The organism is Enterovibrio sp. QJM3NY_24, from assembly GCF_057786035.1.
This window is the reverse complement of the sequence record NZ_CM173519.1, coordinates 3199855-3214845: the sequence shown is the minus strand read 5'-3', so window position 1 is coordinate 3214845 and position 14991 is coordinate 3199855. Positions and strand designations below refer to the sequence as shown.

At 46.6% G+C, this 14991-nt stretch carries 18 protein-coding genes and 1 pseudogene; 15 read left to right on the top strand and 4 right to left on the bottom strand.

Going from position 1 to position 14991, the window contains the following annotated elements:
- Positions 1-86: 86 nt before the first annotated feature.
- Genes mlaF through murA form a run of 7 tightly spaced genes read left to right on the top strand, consistent with a single transcriptional unit; the run spans position 87 to position 4651 of the window.
- A complete protein-coding gene (gene mlaF / locus AC3CIC_RS14365) occupies positions 87-884 on the top strand; it encodes a phospholipid ABC transporter ATP-binding protein MlaF (protein ID WP_394211673.1) in 798 nt (265 codons plus the stop codon).
- Positions 881-1663 carry a lipid asymmetry maintenance ABC transporter permease subunit MlaE gene (gene mlaE, locus AC3CIC_RS14360; RefSeq protein WP_488514923.1) on the top strand — a complete coding sequence of 261 codons (783 nt, stop codon included), beginning with the start codon at positions 881-883 and terminating at the stop codon, positions 1661-1663. Before mlaF ends, mlaE begins: the two co-directional genes overlap by 4 nt.
- Positions 1664-1667: 4 nt before the next feature.
- On the top strand, positions 1668-2144 hold the full coding sequence (gene mlaD, locus AC3CIC_RS14355; protein WP_017005096.1) for an outer membrane lipid asymmetry maintenance protein MlaD: 477 nt from the start codon (positions 1668-1670) through the stop codon (positions 2142-2144).
- A 6-nt stretch (positions 2145-2150) separates the two neighbouring features.
- Positions 2151-2798 carry a phospholipid-binding protein MlaC gene (gene mlaC, locus AC3CIC_RS14350; protein WP_488514922.1) on the top strand — a complete coding sequence of 216 codons (648 nt, stop codon included), beginning with the start codon at positions 2151-2153 and terminating at the stop codon, positions 2796-2798.
- Positions 2795-3118 carry an STAS domain-containing protein gene (locus AC3CIC_RS14345; protein ID WP_488514921.1) on the top strand — a complete coding sequence of 108 codons (324 nt, stop codon included), beginning with the start codon at positions 2795-2797 and terminating at the stop codon, positions 3116-3118. Before mlaC ends, AC3CIC_RS14345 begins: the two co-directional genes overlap by 4 nt.
- Positions 3119-3144: 26 nt before the next feature.
- Positions 3145-3378 (top strand): BolA family protein, encoded by a 234-nt coding sequence (locus tag AC3CIC_RS14340; protein ID WP_371733296.1) that lies wholly within the window; start codon positions 3145-3147, stop codon positions 3376-3378.
- A 16-nt stretch (positions 3379-3394) separates the two neighbouring features.
- Positions 3395-4651 carry a UDP-N-acetylglucosamine 1-carboxyvinyltransferase gene (gene murA / locus AC3CIC_RS14335; protein ID WP_016960776.1) on the top strand — a complete coding sequence of 419 codons (1257 nt, stop codon included), beginning with the start codon at positions 3395-3397 and terminating at the stop codon, positions 4649-4651.
- A 128-nt stretch (positions 4652-4779) separates the two neighbouring features.
- On the opposite strand, the gene degS is transcribed toward murA, so the two are convergent.
- From degS to zapG, 3 genes are all read right to left on the bottom strand, one after another.
- Positions 4780-5844, bottom strand: a complete 1065-nt coding sequence (degS, locus tag AC3CIC_RS14330) for an outer membrane-stress sensor serine endopeptidase DegS (RefSeq protein WP_016960775.1) — start codon at positions 5842-5844, stop codon at positions 4780-4782.
- A gap of 128 nt (positions 5845-5972) precedes the next feature.
- Positions 5973-7340: a Do family serine endopeptidase gene (locus AC3CIC_RS14325; protein ID WP_017007147.1), complete on the bottom strand. Its 1368-nt coding sequence runs from the start codon at positions 7338-7340 to the stop codon at positions 5973-5975.
- Between the two features lie 86 nt (positions 7341-7426).
- The gene (gene zapG / locus AC3CIC_RS14320) at positions 7427-7840 is read right to left on the bottom strand and encodes a Z-ring associated protein ZapG (RefSeq protein WP_016960773.1); all 414 of its coding nucleotides are present in this window, start codon (positions 7838-7840) and stop codon (positions 7427-7429) included.
- Between the two features lie 183 nt (positions 7841-8023).
- Between zapG and zapE the strand changes: the two genes are divergently transcribed.
- From zapE to sspB, 8 genes and pseudogenes are all read left to right on the top strand, one after another.
- On the top strand, positions 8024-9127 hold the full coding sequence (gene zapE, locus AC3CIC_RS14315; protein WP_016960772.1) for a cell division protein ZapE: 1104 nt from the start codon (positions 8024-8026) through the stop codon (positions 9125-9127).
- A gap of 233 nt (positions 9128-9360) precedes the next feature.
- A complete protein-coding gene (rplM, locus tag AC3CIC_RS14310; protein WP_016960771.1) occupies positions 9361-9789 on the top strand; it encodes a 50S ribosomal protein L13 in 429 nt (142 codons plus the stop codon).
- Positions 9790-9801: 12 nt separating this feature from the next.
- The gene (rpsI, locus tag AC3CIC_RS14305; RefSeq protein WP_016960770.1) at positions 9802-10191 is read left to right on the top strand and encodes a 30S ribosomal protein S9; all 390 of its coding nucleotides are present in this window, start codon (positions 9802-9804) and stop codon (positions 10189-10191) included.
- A gap of 394 nt (positions 10192-10585) precedes the next feature.
- Entirely contained in the window at positions 10586-11176 is a 591-nt protein-coding gene (gene petA, locus AC3CIC_RS14300) for a ubiquinol-cytochrome c reductase iron-sulfur subunit (RefSeq protein WP_016960769.1), read from the top strand.
- On the top strand, positions 11176-12438 hold the full coding sequence (locus AC3CIC_RS14295; RefSeq protein ID WP_016960768.1) for a cytochrome b: 1263 nt from the start codon (positions 11176-11178) through the stop codon (positions 12436-12438). Before petA ends, AC3CIC_RS14295 begins: the two co-directional genes overlap by 1 nt.
- A pseudogene (locus tag AC3CIC_RS14290) lies at positions 12438-13174 on the top strand (cytochrome c1). The gene AC3CIC_RS14295 and the pseudogene AC3CIC_RS14290 overlap by 1 nt, the downstream one beginning before the upstream one ends.
- 86 nt (positions 13175-13260) lie before the next feature.
- The gene (gene sspA, locus AC3CIC_RS14285) at positions 13261-13896 is read left to right on the top strand and encodes a stringent starvation protein SspA (RefSeq protein ID WP_016960766.1); all 636 of its coding nucleotides are present in this window, start codon (positions 13261-13263) and stop codon (positions 13894-13896) included.
- Entirely contained in the window at positions 13896-14387 is a 492-nt protein-coding gene (gene sspB / locus AC3CIC_RS14280) for a ClpXP protease specificity-enhancing factor (protein ID WP_016960765.1), read from the top strand. The genes sspA and sspB overlap by 1 nt, the downstream gene beginning before the upstream one ends.
- 50 nt (positions 14388-14437) lie before the next feature.
- On the opposite strand, the gene AC3CIC_RS14275 is transcribed toward sspB, so the two are convergent.
- Positions 14438-14989 (bottom strand): BON domain-containing protein, encoded by a 552-nt coding sequence (locus tag AC3CIC_RS14275; RefSeq protein ID WP_488514920.1) that lies wholly within the window; start codon positions 14987-14989, stop codon positions 14438-14440.
- Between the last annotated feature and the right edge of the window lie 2 nt (positions 14990-14991).

Here is a 14991-nt window from a genome sequence, read left to right as displayed (position 1 = left end):
ATACTGTTCAATTACTTGTTTTGCAATACCGTTAACTCTATGATCGGGCGCTTAATATTCAAGGACGTTATTATCAAAGGCCGTCGATGAGTACAAATAACTTAGTGGAAATCAATAGCCTGTCCTTCTCCCGTGGTGATCGGGTGATATTTGATGATGTGAGCTTGACCGTACCCGTCGGCAAAATCACAGCAATCATGGGCCCATCCGGAATAGGTAAAACCACATTACTCCGTTTGATTGGCGGCCAGTTACCGCCTGATAGCGGCACTATCGAGTTTGCTGGACATGATATTCCGACCCTTTCACGTCGCAAATTATATGACGTTCGAAAGCGCATGAGCATGCTGTTTCAATCTGGCGCACTGTTCACGGATATGACCGTTTTTGATAATGTTGCTTTCCCTTTGCGAGAGCATACAGAGCTATCTGAAGCGCTTATTAAAACCATCGTCTTACTTAAGCTAGAGGCTGTGGGGCTTCGAGGGGCGGCAGATTTGATGCCGAGCAGTTTGTCTGGCGGCATGGCGAGACGTGCCGCGTTGGCGCGCGCGATTGCGCTTGACCCAGAAATGATCATGTTTGATGAGCCTTTTGTTGGGCAAGATCCGATCACTATGGGCGTGTTGGTCTCTCTGATTCGCAATCTCAATCAAGCGTTAGGTCTTACGGCGATAGTGGTGTCGCATGATGTACCTGAGGTAATGAGCATTGCTGATCATGTCTATTTGCTCACCGATGGCAAAATTATCGCATCAGGATCACCGCAATCATTACGTGACAATCCGGACCCGAGGGTTAGTCAATTTCTTAAAGGCGATGCAGATGGCCCTGTGCCATTTCGGTATCCCGCCAAAGACATCACACAGGAGCTGTTTTCGTGATCGTTAATACGGTTCAAGATCTTGGCGCCCGCGTCATGTCCGTGTCTCGGACAATGGGGCGTGCCACCTTTGTTTTAATGGGGGCGTTAATTGGCAAGCCGCAACCCAAGAAAATGTTCCCGCTGTTAATCACTCAGCTCTATTCCGTTGGTGTACGTTCACTCGCGATCATTATGGTGTCTGGTTTGTTCATTGGCATGGTTTTGAGCTTGCAAGGCTATCTGGTTTTGGCCGGCTTTGGCGCTGAAAGTTCTTTGGGACAAATGGTTGCACTGTCTTTATTGCGAGAATTAGGACCTGTTGTCACCGCGCTCTTGTTTGCGGGTCGTGCCGGTTCGGCGTTGACCGCTGAAATTGGTTTGATGAAAACCACTGAACAACTTTCTAGTTTGGAAATGATGGCAGTGGATCCGTTGCGTCGTGTCATTGTACCGCGTTTTTGGGCGGGAGTGATTTCTATGCCGCTACTGACCATGATCTTCATGATTGTCGGTATTTGGGGTGGTCAGCTTGTCGGTGTTGATTGGAAAGGAATTGATTACGGCAGCTACTGGTCCGTCATGCAGTCTTCAGTCGAGTTAGGCTATGACATTGGCCAGTCTTTCATTAAGAGTTTGGTGTTTGCCATTACGGTCACCTGGATTGCTCTTTTCAACGGCTACGATGCGATCCCCACTTCAGAAGGGATCAGCCGAGCAACGACACGTACTGTCGTGCATTCGTCTTTAGCAGTGTTGGGGTTGGATTTTATCCTTACAGCACTGATGTTTGGGAGCTAAGTAAATGCAACAAAATCGTAAAACAGAATTTTGGGTCGGCACGTTCGTGATTGTTGGGATCATCGCAGTGATGCTGCTTATTTTTCAAGTGGCTGATGTGAAGAGTTTTTCTCGTGGCGACAGCTATCGTTTGGAAGCACATTTCGACAATATTGGTGGTTTAAAGGTGCGTTCTCCTGTGAAAGTGGGGGGCGTTGTGGTCGGTCGTGTTAGTAGTATTGCTCTGACAGTGCCAGATTACGTGCCGTCGGTGACGATGGAAATTGATCGCCAATACGGCTTCTTTCCAGAAACAAGCTCCGCAGCAATTTTGACCTCAGGTCTGCTGGGAGAGCAATACATCGGTATCCGTCCTGGTTTTCTTGATGAAGACATTGAGCTACTTCAAGACGGCGATTTACTGGAAGACACCCGTTCAGCAATGGTGTTAGAAGATTTGATTGGTCAGTTCTTGTATAGCGTCGGGGACTCGAAGGAGTAATCAATAATGAAAAAATGGATAGTTTTGGTGTTTGCAGCAATCAGTATGATGTTGCCGTCGCTGTCTGTGGCAGCGACAGTAGATGCCACAAACCCCTATGTACTGATCGATGGCGTAGCAGAGAACGCTTTTAGTCGGTTGAAGAAAGATAAAGAGATCTATCAGGAAAATCCTGAGTTGCTTCGTGTGGTGGTAGAAGAGGAGTTAATGCCTTATATCAATGCGCGCTATGCGGCACTGAAAGTATTAGGGCCACAGGCTAGAAAAGCGAGTAAGGAACAACGCGATCAGTTTACGGATGCATTCTACGATTATTTGGTCGCATCTTATGCGCAAATACTGACCCAATATACTGATCAAGTCGTGAACGTGGAGCCGTCAAAATCCATTGCAGAGAATCGCACGGTGGTTTCTGTGCGCGTAGACATTGTTGATGCTGCCCGCCCACCTATTCGCTTGGATTTTAAGCTGCGTAAAAATCGAAAAACCGAGCAATGGCAGGGTTTTGATGTGCAGGTGGAAGGCGTCAGCATGTTGGACACTAAATCCAGTGAATGGAGTGGTCAATTACGCAGAAATGGTATCGATGCTGTTGCGAAAGAACTGACTGAGCGAGCCAAGGCTCCAATCACCAAAGACGAGAGTGAATCGTGAGTGAATCACTGGCGTTTGAAAGGCGCATAAATGGTGATTACTGCTTGTCAGGAGAGCTTGATCGTGACACAGTTCCTCAATTTTGGAGCCGCCGCACCGACTGGTTGCCGAAAGACTCGCATATCGTCCTAGATCTGTCTTCGGTAAAGCGCGTTGATTCGGCCGGAATGGCAATGTTGTTGCACCTACAACAGCAGCTCAAGATTAACCAGCAAACGCTGGCATTAAGTAACATCCCTTCACAATTGAAAGTGCTGTTACAACTGAGCAATGTAGAACGTTTTTTTACTGATGATACCTCATCGGTTCACGAGGAATAATTGTGGAACCAACAGAAATTAAAGCGATGCTCGAAGGCGCCTTATCTTTAGATGAACTGCATGTAAAAGGCGACGGAAGTCACTTCGAAGTTATTGCTGTCGGTGACATCTTTGACGGTATGTCACGCGTCAAAAAACAACAGACCATCTATGGGCCGTTGATGGAACACATTAGAACAAATGCTATCCATGCTCTTAGCATCAAAGCGCTGACCCCGACTGAATGGGCTCGCGACAAGAAACTGATGCAACCGCTATAAATCCACGAGGAACAGCATGCAAAAATTCCGTGTCCACGGTGGTGGCCCACTGCGTGGTGAAGTCACAATATCAGGTGCTAAAAACGCCGCATTGCCTATTTTATTTGCTGCTCTATTGGCTGAAGAGCCGGTAGAAGTTGCTAACGTCCCTAAACTGCGCGATATCGATACCTCGATGGAGTTGCTATCCCGCCTAGGGGCGAAAGTGTCACGCAATGGTTCAGTCCATGTTGATGCTAGCAATATTACTGAATACTGCGCGCCGTATGATCTGGTTAAGACCATGCGCGCATCTATTTGGGCGCTTGGCCCTCTGGTCGCGCGATTTGGTCAAGGCCAAGTGTCTTTGCCAGGTGGTTGCGCTATTGGGGCGCGTCCGGTTGATTTGCACATTCATGGTTTAGAGCAACTTGGTGCAACCATCACGCTTGATGAAGGCTATGTAAAAGCCCACGTTGATGGTCGCCTTAAAGGTGCCCATATTGTGATGGATAAAGTCAGCGTTGGCGCAACTGTCACTATTATGTCAGCAGCAACACTTGCTGAAGGTACGACGGTTATCGAGAATGCAGCACGTGAGCCTGAAATTGTTGATTGTGCAAAATTCCTCAACACTTTAGGTGCGAAAATCACAGGGGCAGGTACTGATGCCATTACTATCGAAGGTGTTGAACGTCTAGGTGGTGGTTACCACGAAGTGGTTGCTGACCGTATCGAAACGGGCACATTCCTTGTTGGTGCTGCAGTATCGGGTGGCAAAGTATTGTGCCGCAATACGTCACCTAAATTGCTTGAAGCTGTATTGGCTAAGCTCGAAGAATCGGGTGCGCTAGTAGAAACGGGTGATGATTGGATCTCGCTTGATATGACGGATCGCGAACTGAAAGCGGTAAATATCCGCACAGCGCCGCATCCTGGCTTCCCAACCGATATGCAAGCACAGTTCACTTTGCTCAATTTGATGGCAAAAGGAACAGGCATTATTACGGAAACCATCTTCGAAAATCGCTTTATGCACGTACCTGAATTACAGCGTATGGGTGCACACGCTGAGATTGAAGGCAACACGGTAGTTTGCGGTGATTGCGATGGTTTAAGTGGTGCGCAAGTGATGGCAACTGATCTTCGTGCATCAGCGAGTTTGGTGCTTGCCGGTGCGATTGCAACGGGCGAGACGGTTGTTGATCGTATCTACCATATCGATCGTGGCTATGAGCACATCGAAGACAAACTGCAGAAGTTGGGTGTTCAGATTGAGCGCTTCAGCGACTAACCATTATTTATCAATGGCTAATTGCTAACAGGCTAAACGTAAAAGGTCACCCAGAGGTGACCTTTTTTGTTGCTGTAAATCATGCTTAATTTGAAAAAGCCCAACCAGAGACCAAAGAGATAACAGGGTTATTGCGTCGGCTCTTCACCGATAGTGACGATGATCTCTTGAGGTTCGCCTTCTCGAATAACCTTAAACGGGACCTTGGTTCCGGGACGGTTGTCAGCAACAACATCGAGTGCACTACGAAAACTGCTGATGGGTAGATTATCAATCTCGATGATCAAATCATTTACCTTAAGCCCAGAGCGATCTGCAGGGCCATTGGGCTCAGTGCTTGCGATAAGCACACCACGCAATTGCTCCGCGTCTAATAGTCGCGCCATCACGGGATTCACTTCTCGTCCTTCAACGCCGATATAGCCGCGGATCACCCGTCCATCAGCAATCAGTTTTTGCATCACCTTGACTGTCAGGGAATAGGGGATCGCAAAGGAAATGCCGTAGGTATCCGTGTCTGTTGCTTGTTGGAATGAGGCGGTATTGATGCCGACTAATTCCCCTCTGCTATTCACCAATGCGCCACCAGAGTTTCCTTTGTTGATAGCCGCATCTGTTTGCAGAAAATCTTGCTGACGATTAAAGCTCATACCGGGGCGACCCGTAGCAGAAATAATCCCGAAGGTGGTGGTTTGTCCGAGGTTATAAGGGTTGCCTATTGCTAACACGACATCGCCAACCGCGGGTTCATAACTATCGTTAAAGGGAATCACGGGTAAGCTATCTGGGTCGATTTTCACCACGGCAAGATCGGTGCGTTGATCTTTACCAACGAGCTGTGCCGTGCTGATCCGTCCGTCTTGCAAGGCCACGATAATTTGATCAGCGCGTGCAACAACGTGGTAGTTGGTGACGATATAGCCTTTGTCACTCATGATCACGCCAGAGCCTAAACCCTCAGCGTTGAGCTGAAGTCGGTTTTCACTGCTGTAGCGGCGAGTGTAAATATTGACGACAGCAGGAGAGGCACGGCGGACGGCATAGTTATAAGAAAGCAATGAGGTATCGGTTTCAAACTGTGCCAAGGCGACATCAGAAACCAATTGGCCGGTTCGTAACGATGGAAGGGCAAGCAGCAAAACGACGGCGACTAAGGTGCCGTAAACTACAGAACGTGCCAGAAAAGCCAGCATGCTACTCCCTAAATGACCATCATTGAAAAACGATGAGCATACCATTGAAACAGCAATAAGAGTAGGGATTGGGTCGGGAAGAAACAGGAGCCTTAGCGGGACAGGCTCCTGTTTTTGCGATGAATTACTTAACGGATAACCAAATACATGGTTGAGCCATCACGCACAATGTTTAACGCGAGGACGTTAGGTTTGTCTTCAAGCTGTTTGCGTAGATCACCAAGGTTTTTCACTTTGTCACGATTTAGGCCAACAATAATGTCACCTTCTTTCATGCCATAGCGCGCCGCAACAGAATCTTTATCAACACTGGCAACACGTACACCATTGATTTTTCCTTCTGAATAATTTTCAAGCTTGGCGCCTTTTAACGCTTCATGAAGGGTTTCTGCATTGGTTTTGGCTAGTGCGGCTTCTTTTAGCTCAGCAGTGACGGTTTTCTCTTTGCCGTCACGAATGATACCCAATTTTACTTTTTTACCCGCACCCAGTGTCGCTACTTTAGCGCGCAGTTCACCGAAGGTGCGAATATCTTTACCGTTAACCGATACAATGATATCGCCGGCTTCAATGCCAGCTTTTTCTGCCGCTGAATCGGGTACCACTTGGCTGACAAATGCGCCGTGATTGGTTTCATACCCAAACGCTTCTGCAAGTTCAGACGTCAGTTCGCCACCTTGAACCCCAAGTACGCCGCGTTTGACTTCGCCAAACTCAAGAATTTGATCAGAGAGGTTTTTCACCATATTGACCGGAATGGCAAAACCGATACCGACGTTACCACCATTCGGGCCAAGGATCGCGGTATTGATACCAATCAATTCACCGTTGAGATTAACCAGTGCTCCGCCTGAGTTACCGCTATTGATAGCCGCGTCAGTTTGAATGAAGTTCTCAAAGTTCTCGAGGTTTAAACCACTACGACCTAGCGCAGAAATAATGCCAGAAGTGACAGTTTGGCCGAGTCCAAACGGGTTGCCGATTGCAATCGCAAAATCGCCAACACGCAGTCCGTCGGAGTCAGACAGTTTGATTTGTGTCAGGTTGTCCGCTTTTTCAAGCTTTAACAGTGCCACATCTGACATGCTGTCGCTGCCAATCAGCTCTGCGTCGTATTCGCGGCCATCATGAAGTTGCACCAAAATCTTATTGGCACCATCGATAACGTGATGGTTAGTGATCACATACCCTTTATCGGCATCTATAATGACGCCCGAACCTAAACCGCGAAAAGGTCTTTCTCTGGTTTGCTCTGCATCGAACTCAGGACCAAAGAAAAAGCGAAAAGATTCAGGGATGCGTTGTTTTGAAACATGGCTACCTTCGACAGAGATACTGACAACAGCAGGGCTGACAGTTTCTAGCATAGGCGCAAGGCTTGGCAGGCTCTCGCCAGCAATAGCGACAGGTAATGCTGCTGTTGCTGGCAAGGCTGTAAAAGTTGTACTAAACGCTAGCGCTACTGCACTTAGCGTAAGCAAAGATGTTTTCTTCATATCCACACTCCCCTTATAGGTACGTTTTAAGAGTGGGGATGGTTCAAAAAAGTTCAATGCCTTTGTATGGTAGATCTGTGATCTACTTAACTCGCTTTGCTTGTTTTTTCAGCATCTTTGAGTAAACCAGAGGCACCATCTGAATAGTCACGGGGTGGCTCTTGTGTTGACGCTGTATCGTCAATGACTTCTGACAGGTTACTGATACGCTTGGCAAATGGATTGTCTTGCTCTGGTAAGTTAGGCATCAATTCCGCTGAAGTGGTCGCCATGTGCTGATAAAGCTTACTGTAATCACGGGAAATGTTATCGAGTAATTCAGCGCTTTGGGCAAAGTGATCAACCAACTCTTGGCGATACTGCTCAAGCTCATAACGTGATTTTTCGAGCTCTTTCTTTAAATCTTTTTGTTGTGTGTTATCGCGCATCGTTAAACGGGCGATGATGAAGCCAATCACGACACCGATGATCACAAAAACAAGTGTGTTTATCCAAGCCATAAGCGCTCCTTAGCTTTCCGTAACAAATTGAATGTAATGCAATTCTCACCGTCTAGCGGAGAGTAATTAGGAAGTGGCATACCCCTTAATGTTCAGGTTTTACTATACATGGCAAAAGTTACGCGTGGTACTATTGATTTTGAGAACATTATTATTGTCACCAGTAAGGGTTAGGTTCAGGGAATGACGCCTTTAGAGCAATACAGTCACGATTTACAGCGGCCAGATTTTTTCGAGGATGCTTCGCAAAAGCAAGCGGTAACGATGCTGGATGATTTGTATCATCGCCTTATTGCGCGTGCCAATGCGCCTGCACAAAAGCCGAGTCTTTTACAGTCTATTTTCAAAAAGACAGAGAATAAACCGCGCCCAGAGCGTGGGTTGTACTTTTGGGGTGGTGTCGGGCGAGGCAAAACGTATTTAGTTGATACATTTTTTGAAAGCTTGCCGTTTGAGAAAAAGCAGCGGATGCACTTTCATCGATTTATGCATCGCATACACGATGAATTAAGAGGCCTTGATGGTGAGCAAGATCCGTTACTGAAAATTGCAGACAAGTTAGCAGACGAAGCGCATATCCTTTGTTTCGATGAGTTTTTTGTTTCAGACATCACTGATGCCATGATCCTCGGTACGTTGCTTGAAGCACTATTTGAACGTGGTATTTGTTTGGTTGCCACATCAAACATCATCCCAAATGAGTTGTATCGTAATGGATTACAGCGCGCTCGTTTTCTTCCTGCTATAGCATTAATTAATCAACACTGCGATGTTGTTAATGTTGATGCGGGGACAGATTATCGCTTACGAACATTGGAGCAGGCGGAAATCTATCACTCCCCATTGGACGATGCGGCCAATGCCAATTTGAAAGACTACTTTTATCAATTGGCGACAGAGCCTTGCTTTGATGCTCATGACATTGAGATCAATCATCGACAATTGCATGCAGTGAGGGAAGCGGAGGGGGTGGTGCATTTTGATTTTGTCACTTTGTGTGACAGCCCAAGAAGTCAGTCTGACTATATTGAGCTTGCCCGGCTTTATCACACGGTGCTTTTGGCCAATGTTCCTCAAATGGGGGCGGAAAAAGATGATGCAGCGAGACGATTTATTGCCATGATCGATGAATTTTACGAAAGGCACGTGAAACTGATCATTTCTGCGGAAGTCGCCCTGTCATCACTGTATGTCGGCGACAGGTTGTCTTTCGAATTTAAACGCTGTTGTTCGCGTTTAAAAGAGATGCAGAGCCATGATTACCTGGCGTTGGAACACCTTCCTTAGCGATATCCCATTTATTGGCATTATCTTTCGGGTCGAGAAGAAGAAAAAGTCGCGATTATTTTTGGAAAAAAGGTGATTTTTTCTCCACCCTTCCTTATAATCCTGCGACCCACCGTTACTGTTGAAAGGCTAAGGCCGAGGGAACACCACTCGAAGGGGTGTTGAATGGGCTCTTATACAGTGGGAGCGAAAGCTCCTTAAGTGAAATTTTTAATTATCGGGTATTTATTAGCATGAAAACTTTCGTTGCTAAACCAGAAAGCGTAAAACGCGACTGGTATATTGTAGACGCAGAAGGTAAAACTCTGGGCCGTATCGCAACTGAGATCGCATCTCGTCTGCGTGGTAAGCATAAGCCAGAATACACTCCGCACGTTGACACTGGTGACTACATCGTAGTTATCAACGCGGACAAAGTTACCGTAACTGGTGCGAAATTCACTGACAAGATCTACTACAGCCACTCAGGCTACATTGGTGGTATCAAGTCAATCAGCTTTGATAAGCTGCAAGTGAAGAAACCAGAAATGATCATCGAACTTGCCGTTAAAGGTATGTTGCCACGTGGTCCTCTAGGTCGTGCAATGTTCCGTAAACTGAAAGTTTACGCGGGCGCTGAGCACAAGCACGCGGCACAACAGCCGCAAGTACTGGACATCTAAGGGGATATAACAATGGCAGAACAATACTACGGCACTGGTCGTCGCAAAAGTTCCACAGCTCGTGTATTCATCAAGCCGGGCAGCGGAAACATCGTAATCAACAAGCGTGAATTGGAGCAGTACTTCGGTCGCCCAACAGCTTGTATGATTGTTCGTCAGCCGCTTGAACTAGTTGAAATGCTAGACAAGCTAGACCTATACGTCACCGTTTCTGGTGGTGGTATCTCTGGTCAAGCTGGCGCTATCCGTCACGGTATTACCCGTGCACTGATGGAATACGATGAAACTTTGCGTCCTGCTCTTCGTGCAGCTGGCTTCGTTACTCGTGACGCGCGTAAAGTTGAACGTAAGAAAGTTGGTCTACGTAAAGCACGTCGTCGTCCACAATTCTCTAAGCGTTAATTCGCTTCCGAATTTATTCGGGAATTATGGTCAAAAAAAGCCTGGCTTATTGCCAGGCTTTTTATTGTCCCAATTCAACGCAATAGCGTTTTTAAGACACACTATCCCTCTCTCTTTCTACACTTCTCCATTTTGATATTTTTCCGATTTTTTTCTTTTTTGGCAGTTAGTTAAAAAAACGGTGCATACCTCACATTTGTTACAAAAAAGTAGCTTTATCTTGTCAAAAAGTGGGGTTTTCCTTATCATTTAACCCACGTATGCCTGTGCTATCTTAAGATAATCAATAGGCTGTTTACGTAAGAAATATACTTTTTTGAGTTAGCCGTACGCTCCAGGGACGCATAAGGACAGTTTTTAAAAATCCATGCGGGAGCACATGGGAGAATGTTGGATGAGCAATGCGCCAGTGAATTCCGGCCGACGCCGTTTCCTGACTCTATCAACCGCTGTGGTTGGTGGTGTGGGTGCAGCAGCAGTCGCTGTACCTTTTATTAAGTCTTGGAACCCTAGCGCCAAAGCAAAGGCTGCCGGTGCCCCGGTTGAAGTCGATGTGAGTAAAGTTGAAGAAGGCCAGTTAATCAGGGTGATTTGGCAGGGCAAGCCTGTATGGATTGTTCGTCGTAGCGAACAGACCTTAGAGACGTTGAATGAGATTGGCGATAAGCTTCGCGATCCTGACTCTCTTGAACCACAGCAACCCGAATATATTACCAATACTTACCGTTCCATTAAGCCTGAGCTTTTTGTCGCAGTAGGATTATGTACGCATCTAGGTTGTTCGCCCACCTATCTACCAGACAGTTTTGGTGAGCAAGTTGAAGGTGTTACGTCCGGTTTCTTCTGCCCGTGTCATGGTTCGAAGTTTGATATGGCGGGTCGTGTATTCCAGAGTGTACCGGCGCCACTTAATCTAGTGGTACCTCCTTATACGTATCTTAATGATAAACGTATTCTGGTCGGTGCCGATGAGGGAGCAGCGTAATGGAAAACTTTCTTAACTGGATAGAGAAACGCCTTCCTGTGATGAATGCTTACAAAAAGCATTTGTCTGAATACCCAATGCCGAAAAACTTTAACTTCTGGTACTTGTTTGGCTCGCTAGCCATGCTGGTATTGGTCAACCAACTGCTTACTGGCATTTGGTTAACTATGAGTTACAACCCTTCTGCGGAGGGCGCGTTTGCTTCGGTTGAATACATCATGCGTGATGTGGAGTACGGCTGGCTATTGCGTTACATGCACTCTACGGGTGCGTCAGCATTTTTTGTCGTTATCTACCTACACATGTTCCGCGGCCTGATTTATGGTTCGTATCAAAAGCCTCGTGAACTGCTTTGGCTGTTCGGCATGTTGATCTTCCTAGCGCTGATGGCAGAAGCGTTCATGGGTTACTTGCTACCTTGGGGACAAATGTCTTACTGGGGCGCTCAGGTCATTATCTCGCTATTTGGCGCAATCCCTGTTATTGGTGATGATCTTACGTTGTGGATCCGTGGTGACTTTGTCCTCTCGGGAGCAACGCTAAATCGCTTCTTTGCGCTGCATGTCGTTGCGTTGCCAATCGTTATTCTATTGCTAGTGGTATTGCATATTCTTGCACTGCACGAAGTTGGTTCGAATAATCCGGATGGCATTGAAACCAAATTGCCAAAAGGTGCTAAGGGCGAAGGGTACGAAACCCAATTTGCTTTCCACAAGTACTACACCAAGAAATACGACATCATTGATGCTGTTCCTTTCCACCCATACGGAACGGTGAAGGATCTGATAGGTGTTGCAGGTTTTGGTATTTTGTTTGCCTACGTTATTTTCTTCAATCCAGAAATGGGCGGCTATTTCCTTGAGCCACCTAACTTCGAAGCGGCGAACCCGATAAAAACACCGGATCACATTGCACCGGTATGGTACTTCACGCCGTTTTACGCCATTTTGCGCGCGGTCCCTGATAAGTTGACGGGTGTTGTACTCATGGGCTTGTCAATCGCTGTGCTGTTCCTACTACCTTGGCTAGATCGCTGTAAAGTGCGCTCTTATCGCTATCGTAGCAAGTTGCATCTGGCGAACATTGTTCAGTTCGTTATCTCCTTCATTGCTTTAGGTGTTTTAGGTACTTTACCTGCGACTAGCCTTTACACACTGTTGGCTCAGATCTTTAGCTTTGGTTACTTTATGTTCTTTGTTCTGTTGTTTGTTTACAGCAAAAACGAGGCAACGAAACCATTACCGGAGAGGGTGAACTACTAATGAAGAAGTGGATTGTAATCTTGTTCGCATTGTTGCCTTCTCTCGCGATGGCAGCTGGTGCGAAGGTTCCGCTGGAAGCGGCGAATAACGATTTGTCAGACAAAGCTTCATTACAGAATGGCGCTAAGCTTTTCATGAACTATTGCTTTGGCTGTCACGCTACCCAGTATCAGCGCTATGAGCGTATCGCAGAAGATCTCGATATTCCCAAAGAACTGATGATGGAAAATTTGGTCTTTGACGAGAATGCAAAGATTGGCGACCTGGTCACCAATGCGATTACTGTTGATGATGCAGCCACTTTCTTCGGTGTCCAGCTCCTGACTTGACCTTGGTTGCACGTGTTCGCGGTACAGATTGGATTTATACCTACCTGCGTTCTTTCTATGCAGATCCATCACGTCCATTTGGTGTGAACAACACCGTATTCCCAAGTGTGGGGATGCCACATGTGTTGGAAGAACTTCAGGGCACACCAGTCAAGCAGTATAAATCTGTGATGATTGATGGTCAGCAAGTGGAAGACTTTATTGGTATTGAATCTTTGGGTAATGGTGAACTGAGCCCAGAAGAATACGATGATGCCGTCCGCGATTTGGTTAACTTTCTCGAGTATTCGGGGGAGCCAAATAAACTGGAACGCCAACAAATGGGTTATTGGGTGATTGGCTTCCTTGTTATTTTGCTCATCTTGACCATTCTGCTCAAGAAAGAGTATTGGCGTGACGTTCACTGATCGGTTAATCTAGTGAGTTGCTGATCCACAATGGGGGCAGGTGCTCCCATTGTTTTTTCTATAGATGAAATATTCTGGAGGGGTTAATGGCTGTTGCTGCCAATAAACGCTCGGTGATGACGTTGTATTCAGACGCATCAGACATGTATAGCCATCAGGTGCGCATCGTTCTCGCTGAGAAAGGTGTGACCTATGAGATTGAGCTTGTTGATCCTAATAACCTGCCAGAGGATTTACTCGATCTAAATCCGTACAACTCGGTACCGACTTTGGTTGACCGTGAATTGGCGTTGTATAACGCGAACATCATCATGGAATACCTGGATGAGCGTTTCCCGCACCCACCGCTAATGCCGGTTTATCCTGTTGCCCGTGGTAACAGTCGCCTAATGATGTACCGTATTGAACGTAACTGGTACACATTGGCTGTGAAAGTCGAAAAAGGCAATGCGGAAGAAGCTGATAAAGCTCGTCGTCAGTTACGTGAAGAATTGCTGGCTCTGGCGCCAGTGTTTGCTGAATATCCGTTCTTCATGAGTGAAGAATTTAGCTTGGTTGATTGCTACCTAGCACCTTTGCTATGGCGCTTGCCTGTCATGGGTATCGAGCTAAGCGGCCCAGGTTCGAAAGAAGTTAAGACTTACATGGCTCGCGTTTTTGAACGTGATTCATTCTTGGCTTCATTGACCGAAGCTGAGCGTGAGATGCGTCTGGCTCAGTAATGGATGATGCTACGCTAAAACCTCGTCGCCCGTATTTATTGCGGGCGTTTTACGACTGGTTGATAGACAACGATCTGACTCCCCATTTGGTTGTAGACGCAACACTGCCATACGTGAATGTACCGACTGAGTATGTTCAGGATGGCCAAATAGTGTTGAACGTTGCACCACGGGCTATAGGTAATCTTGATCTTGGAAATGATGAAGTTTGCTTTAATGCTCGATTTGGTGGTCGTCCAATGTTGGTGTCTGTACCGCTTTACGCCGTACTCGCCATTTATGCGCGAGAGAATGGCGCTGGTACTATGTTCGATCCAGAGCCTGCTTATGAAGCAGAATTGGAGAGAATTGAACTTGAGCCAGAAGTTGAGCCTAAAGACACTGATATCTCCGTCATCTCTGGTAACGTCGCATCCGATGACGATACCTCTGTTGATGCAGAATCAGACAATAAATTCAAAGGCCGCCCTACACTCACGGTCGTGAAATAAAAAAAGCAGCCAATGGCTGCTTTTTTCTTATCTAGAGTACCAACCGTAGTTCACTCTTCCGTGGATGCTTGAGGCTCGTAGTATTGAAAGCCTTTTATTACCTGTTTAACGCCACTAAGATTACGTGCAATCTCTGTTGCTTCTTCTGCTTGTTGTCGAGTGACATAGCCGAGCAAAAAGACTTCACCATCTTCAGATAACACCTTGATACTGACGCTTCTAAGCTTCTTGCTGCCAATCAACGCCGACTTCACCTTGGTGGTTAGCCAGGTGTCTTTGCTCACGTCAGTAAGAGATAGAGGCTCTTTTACACGTATTTGATCGTAAACGGTCTCAACGCCATCCAGTTCACGCGCTTTTGCTACCAGTGTTTTCTTTAATGCAGCGGTTTTGGCCTGACCAATCAACAACAATTTCCCATCGTAGGACACGGCATTGATTCGAGTTTCGCCCAAATAAGGCGCTTTATTAGCGATCCCTGCCACTTGCATTGAAATTTGTGTATCCGTCCATTCTGTTTTTGCGTTTCGTGTGTCCTGCTCATAAATGGCGGAACAGGCACTTAACACGAAGACTGCTGCAAGTAAAAGCGCCTTTTTCATGA

Excerpts from the sequence above, each read along its gene's own strand:
- mlaF (WP_394211673.1), top strand. The coding sequence starts at position 87 with ATGAGTACAAATAACTTAGTGGAAATCAATAGCCTGTCCTTCTCCCGT.
- mlaD (WP_017005096.1), top strand. The coding sequence starts at position 1,668 with ATGCAACAAAATCGTAAAACAGAATTTTGGGTCGGCACGTTCGTGATT.
- mlaC (WP_488514922.1), top strand. The coding sequence starts at position 2,151 with ATGAAAAAATGGATAGTTTTGGTGTTTGCAGCAATCAGTATGATGTTG.
- AC3CIC_RS14340 (WP_371733296.1), top strand. The coding sequence starts at position 3,145 with ATGCTCGAAGGCGCCTTATCTTTAGATGAACTGCATGTAAAAGGCGAC.
- murA (WP_016960776.1), top strand. The coding sequence starts at position 3,395 with ATGCAAAAATTCCGTGTCCACGGTGGTGGCCCACTGCGTGGTGAAGTC.
- degS (WP_016960775.1), bottom strand. The coding sequence starts at position 5,844 with ATGCTGGCTTTTCTGGCACGTTCTGTAGTTTACGGCACCTTAGTCGCC.
- AC3CIC_RS14325 (WP_017007147.1), bottom strand. The coding sequence starts at position 7,340 with ATGAAGAAAACATCTTTGCTTACGCTAAGTGCAGTAGCGCTAGCGTTT.
- zapG (WP_016960773.1), bottom strand. The coding sequence starts at position 7,840 with ATGGCTTGGATAAACACACTTGTTTTTGTGATCATCGGTGTCGTGATT.
- zapE (WP_016960772.1), top strand. The coding sequence starts at position 8,024 with ATGACGCCTTTAGAGCAATACAGTCACGATTTACAGCGGCCAGATTTT.
- rplM (WP_016960771.1), top strand. The coding sequence starts at position 9,361 with ATGAAAACTTTCGTTGCTAAACCAGAAAGCGTAAAACGCGACTGGTAT.
- rpsI (WP_016960770.1), top strand. The coding sequence starts at position 9,802 with ATGGCAGAACAATACTACGGCACTGGTCGTCGCAAAAGTTCCACAGCT.
- petA (WP_016960769.1), top strand. The coding sequence starts at position 10,586 with ATGAGCAATGCGCCAGTGAATTCCGGCCGACGCCGTTTCCTGACTCTA.
- AC3CIC_RS14295 (WP_016960768.1), top strand. The coding sequence starts at position 11,176 with ATGGAAAACTTTCTTAACTGGATAGAGAAACGCCTTCCTGTGATGAAT.
- sspA (WP_016960766.1), top strand. The coding sequence starts at position 13,261 with ATGGCTGTTGCTGCCAATAAACGCTCGGTGATGACGTTGTATTCAGAC.
- sspB (WP_016960765.1), top strand. The coding sequence starts at position 13,896 with ATGGATGATGCTACGCTAAAACCTCGTCGCCCGTATTTATTGCGGGCG.
- AC3CIC_RS14275 (WP_488514920.1), bottom strand. The coding sequence starts at position 14,989 with ATGAAAAAGGCGCTTTTACTTGCAGCAGTCTTCGTGTTAAGTGCCTGT.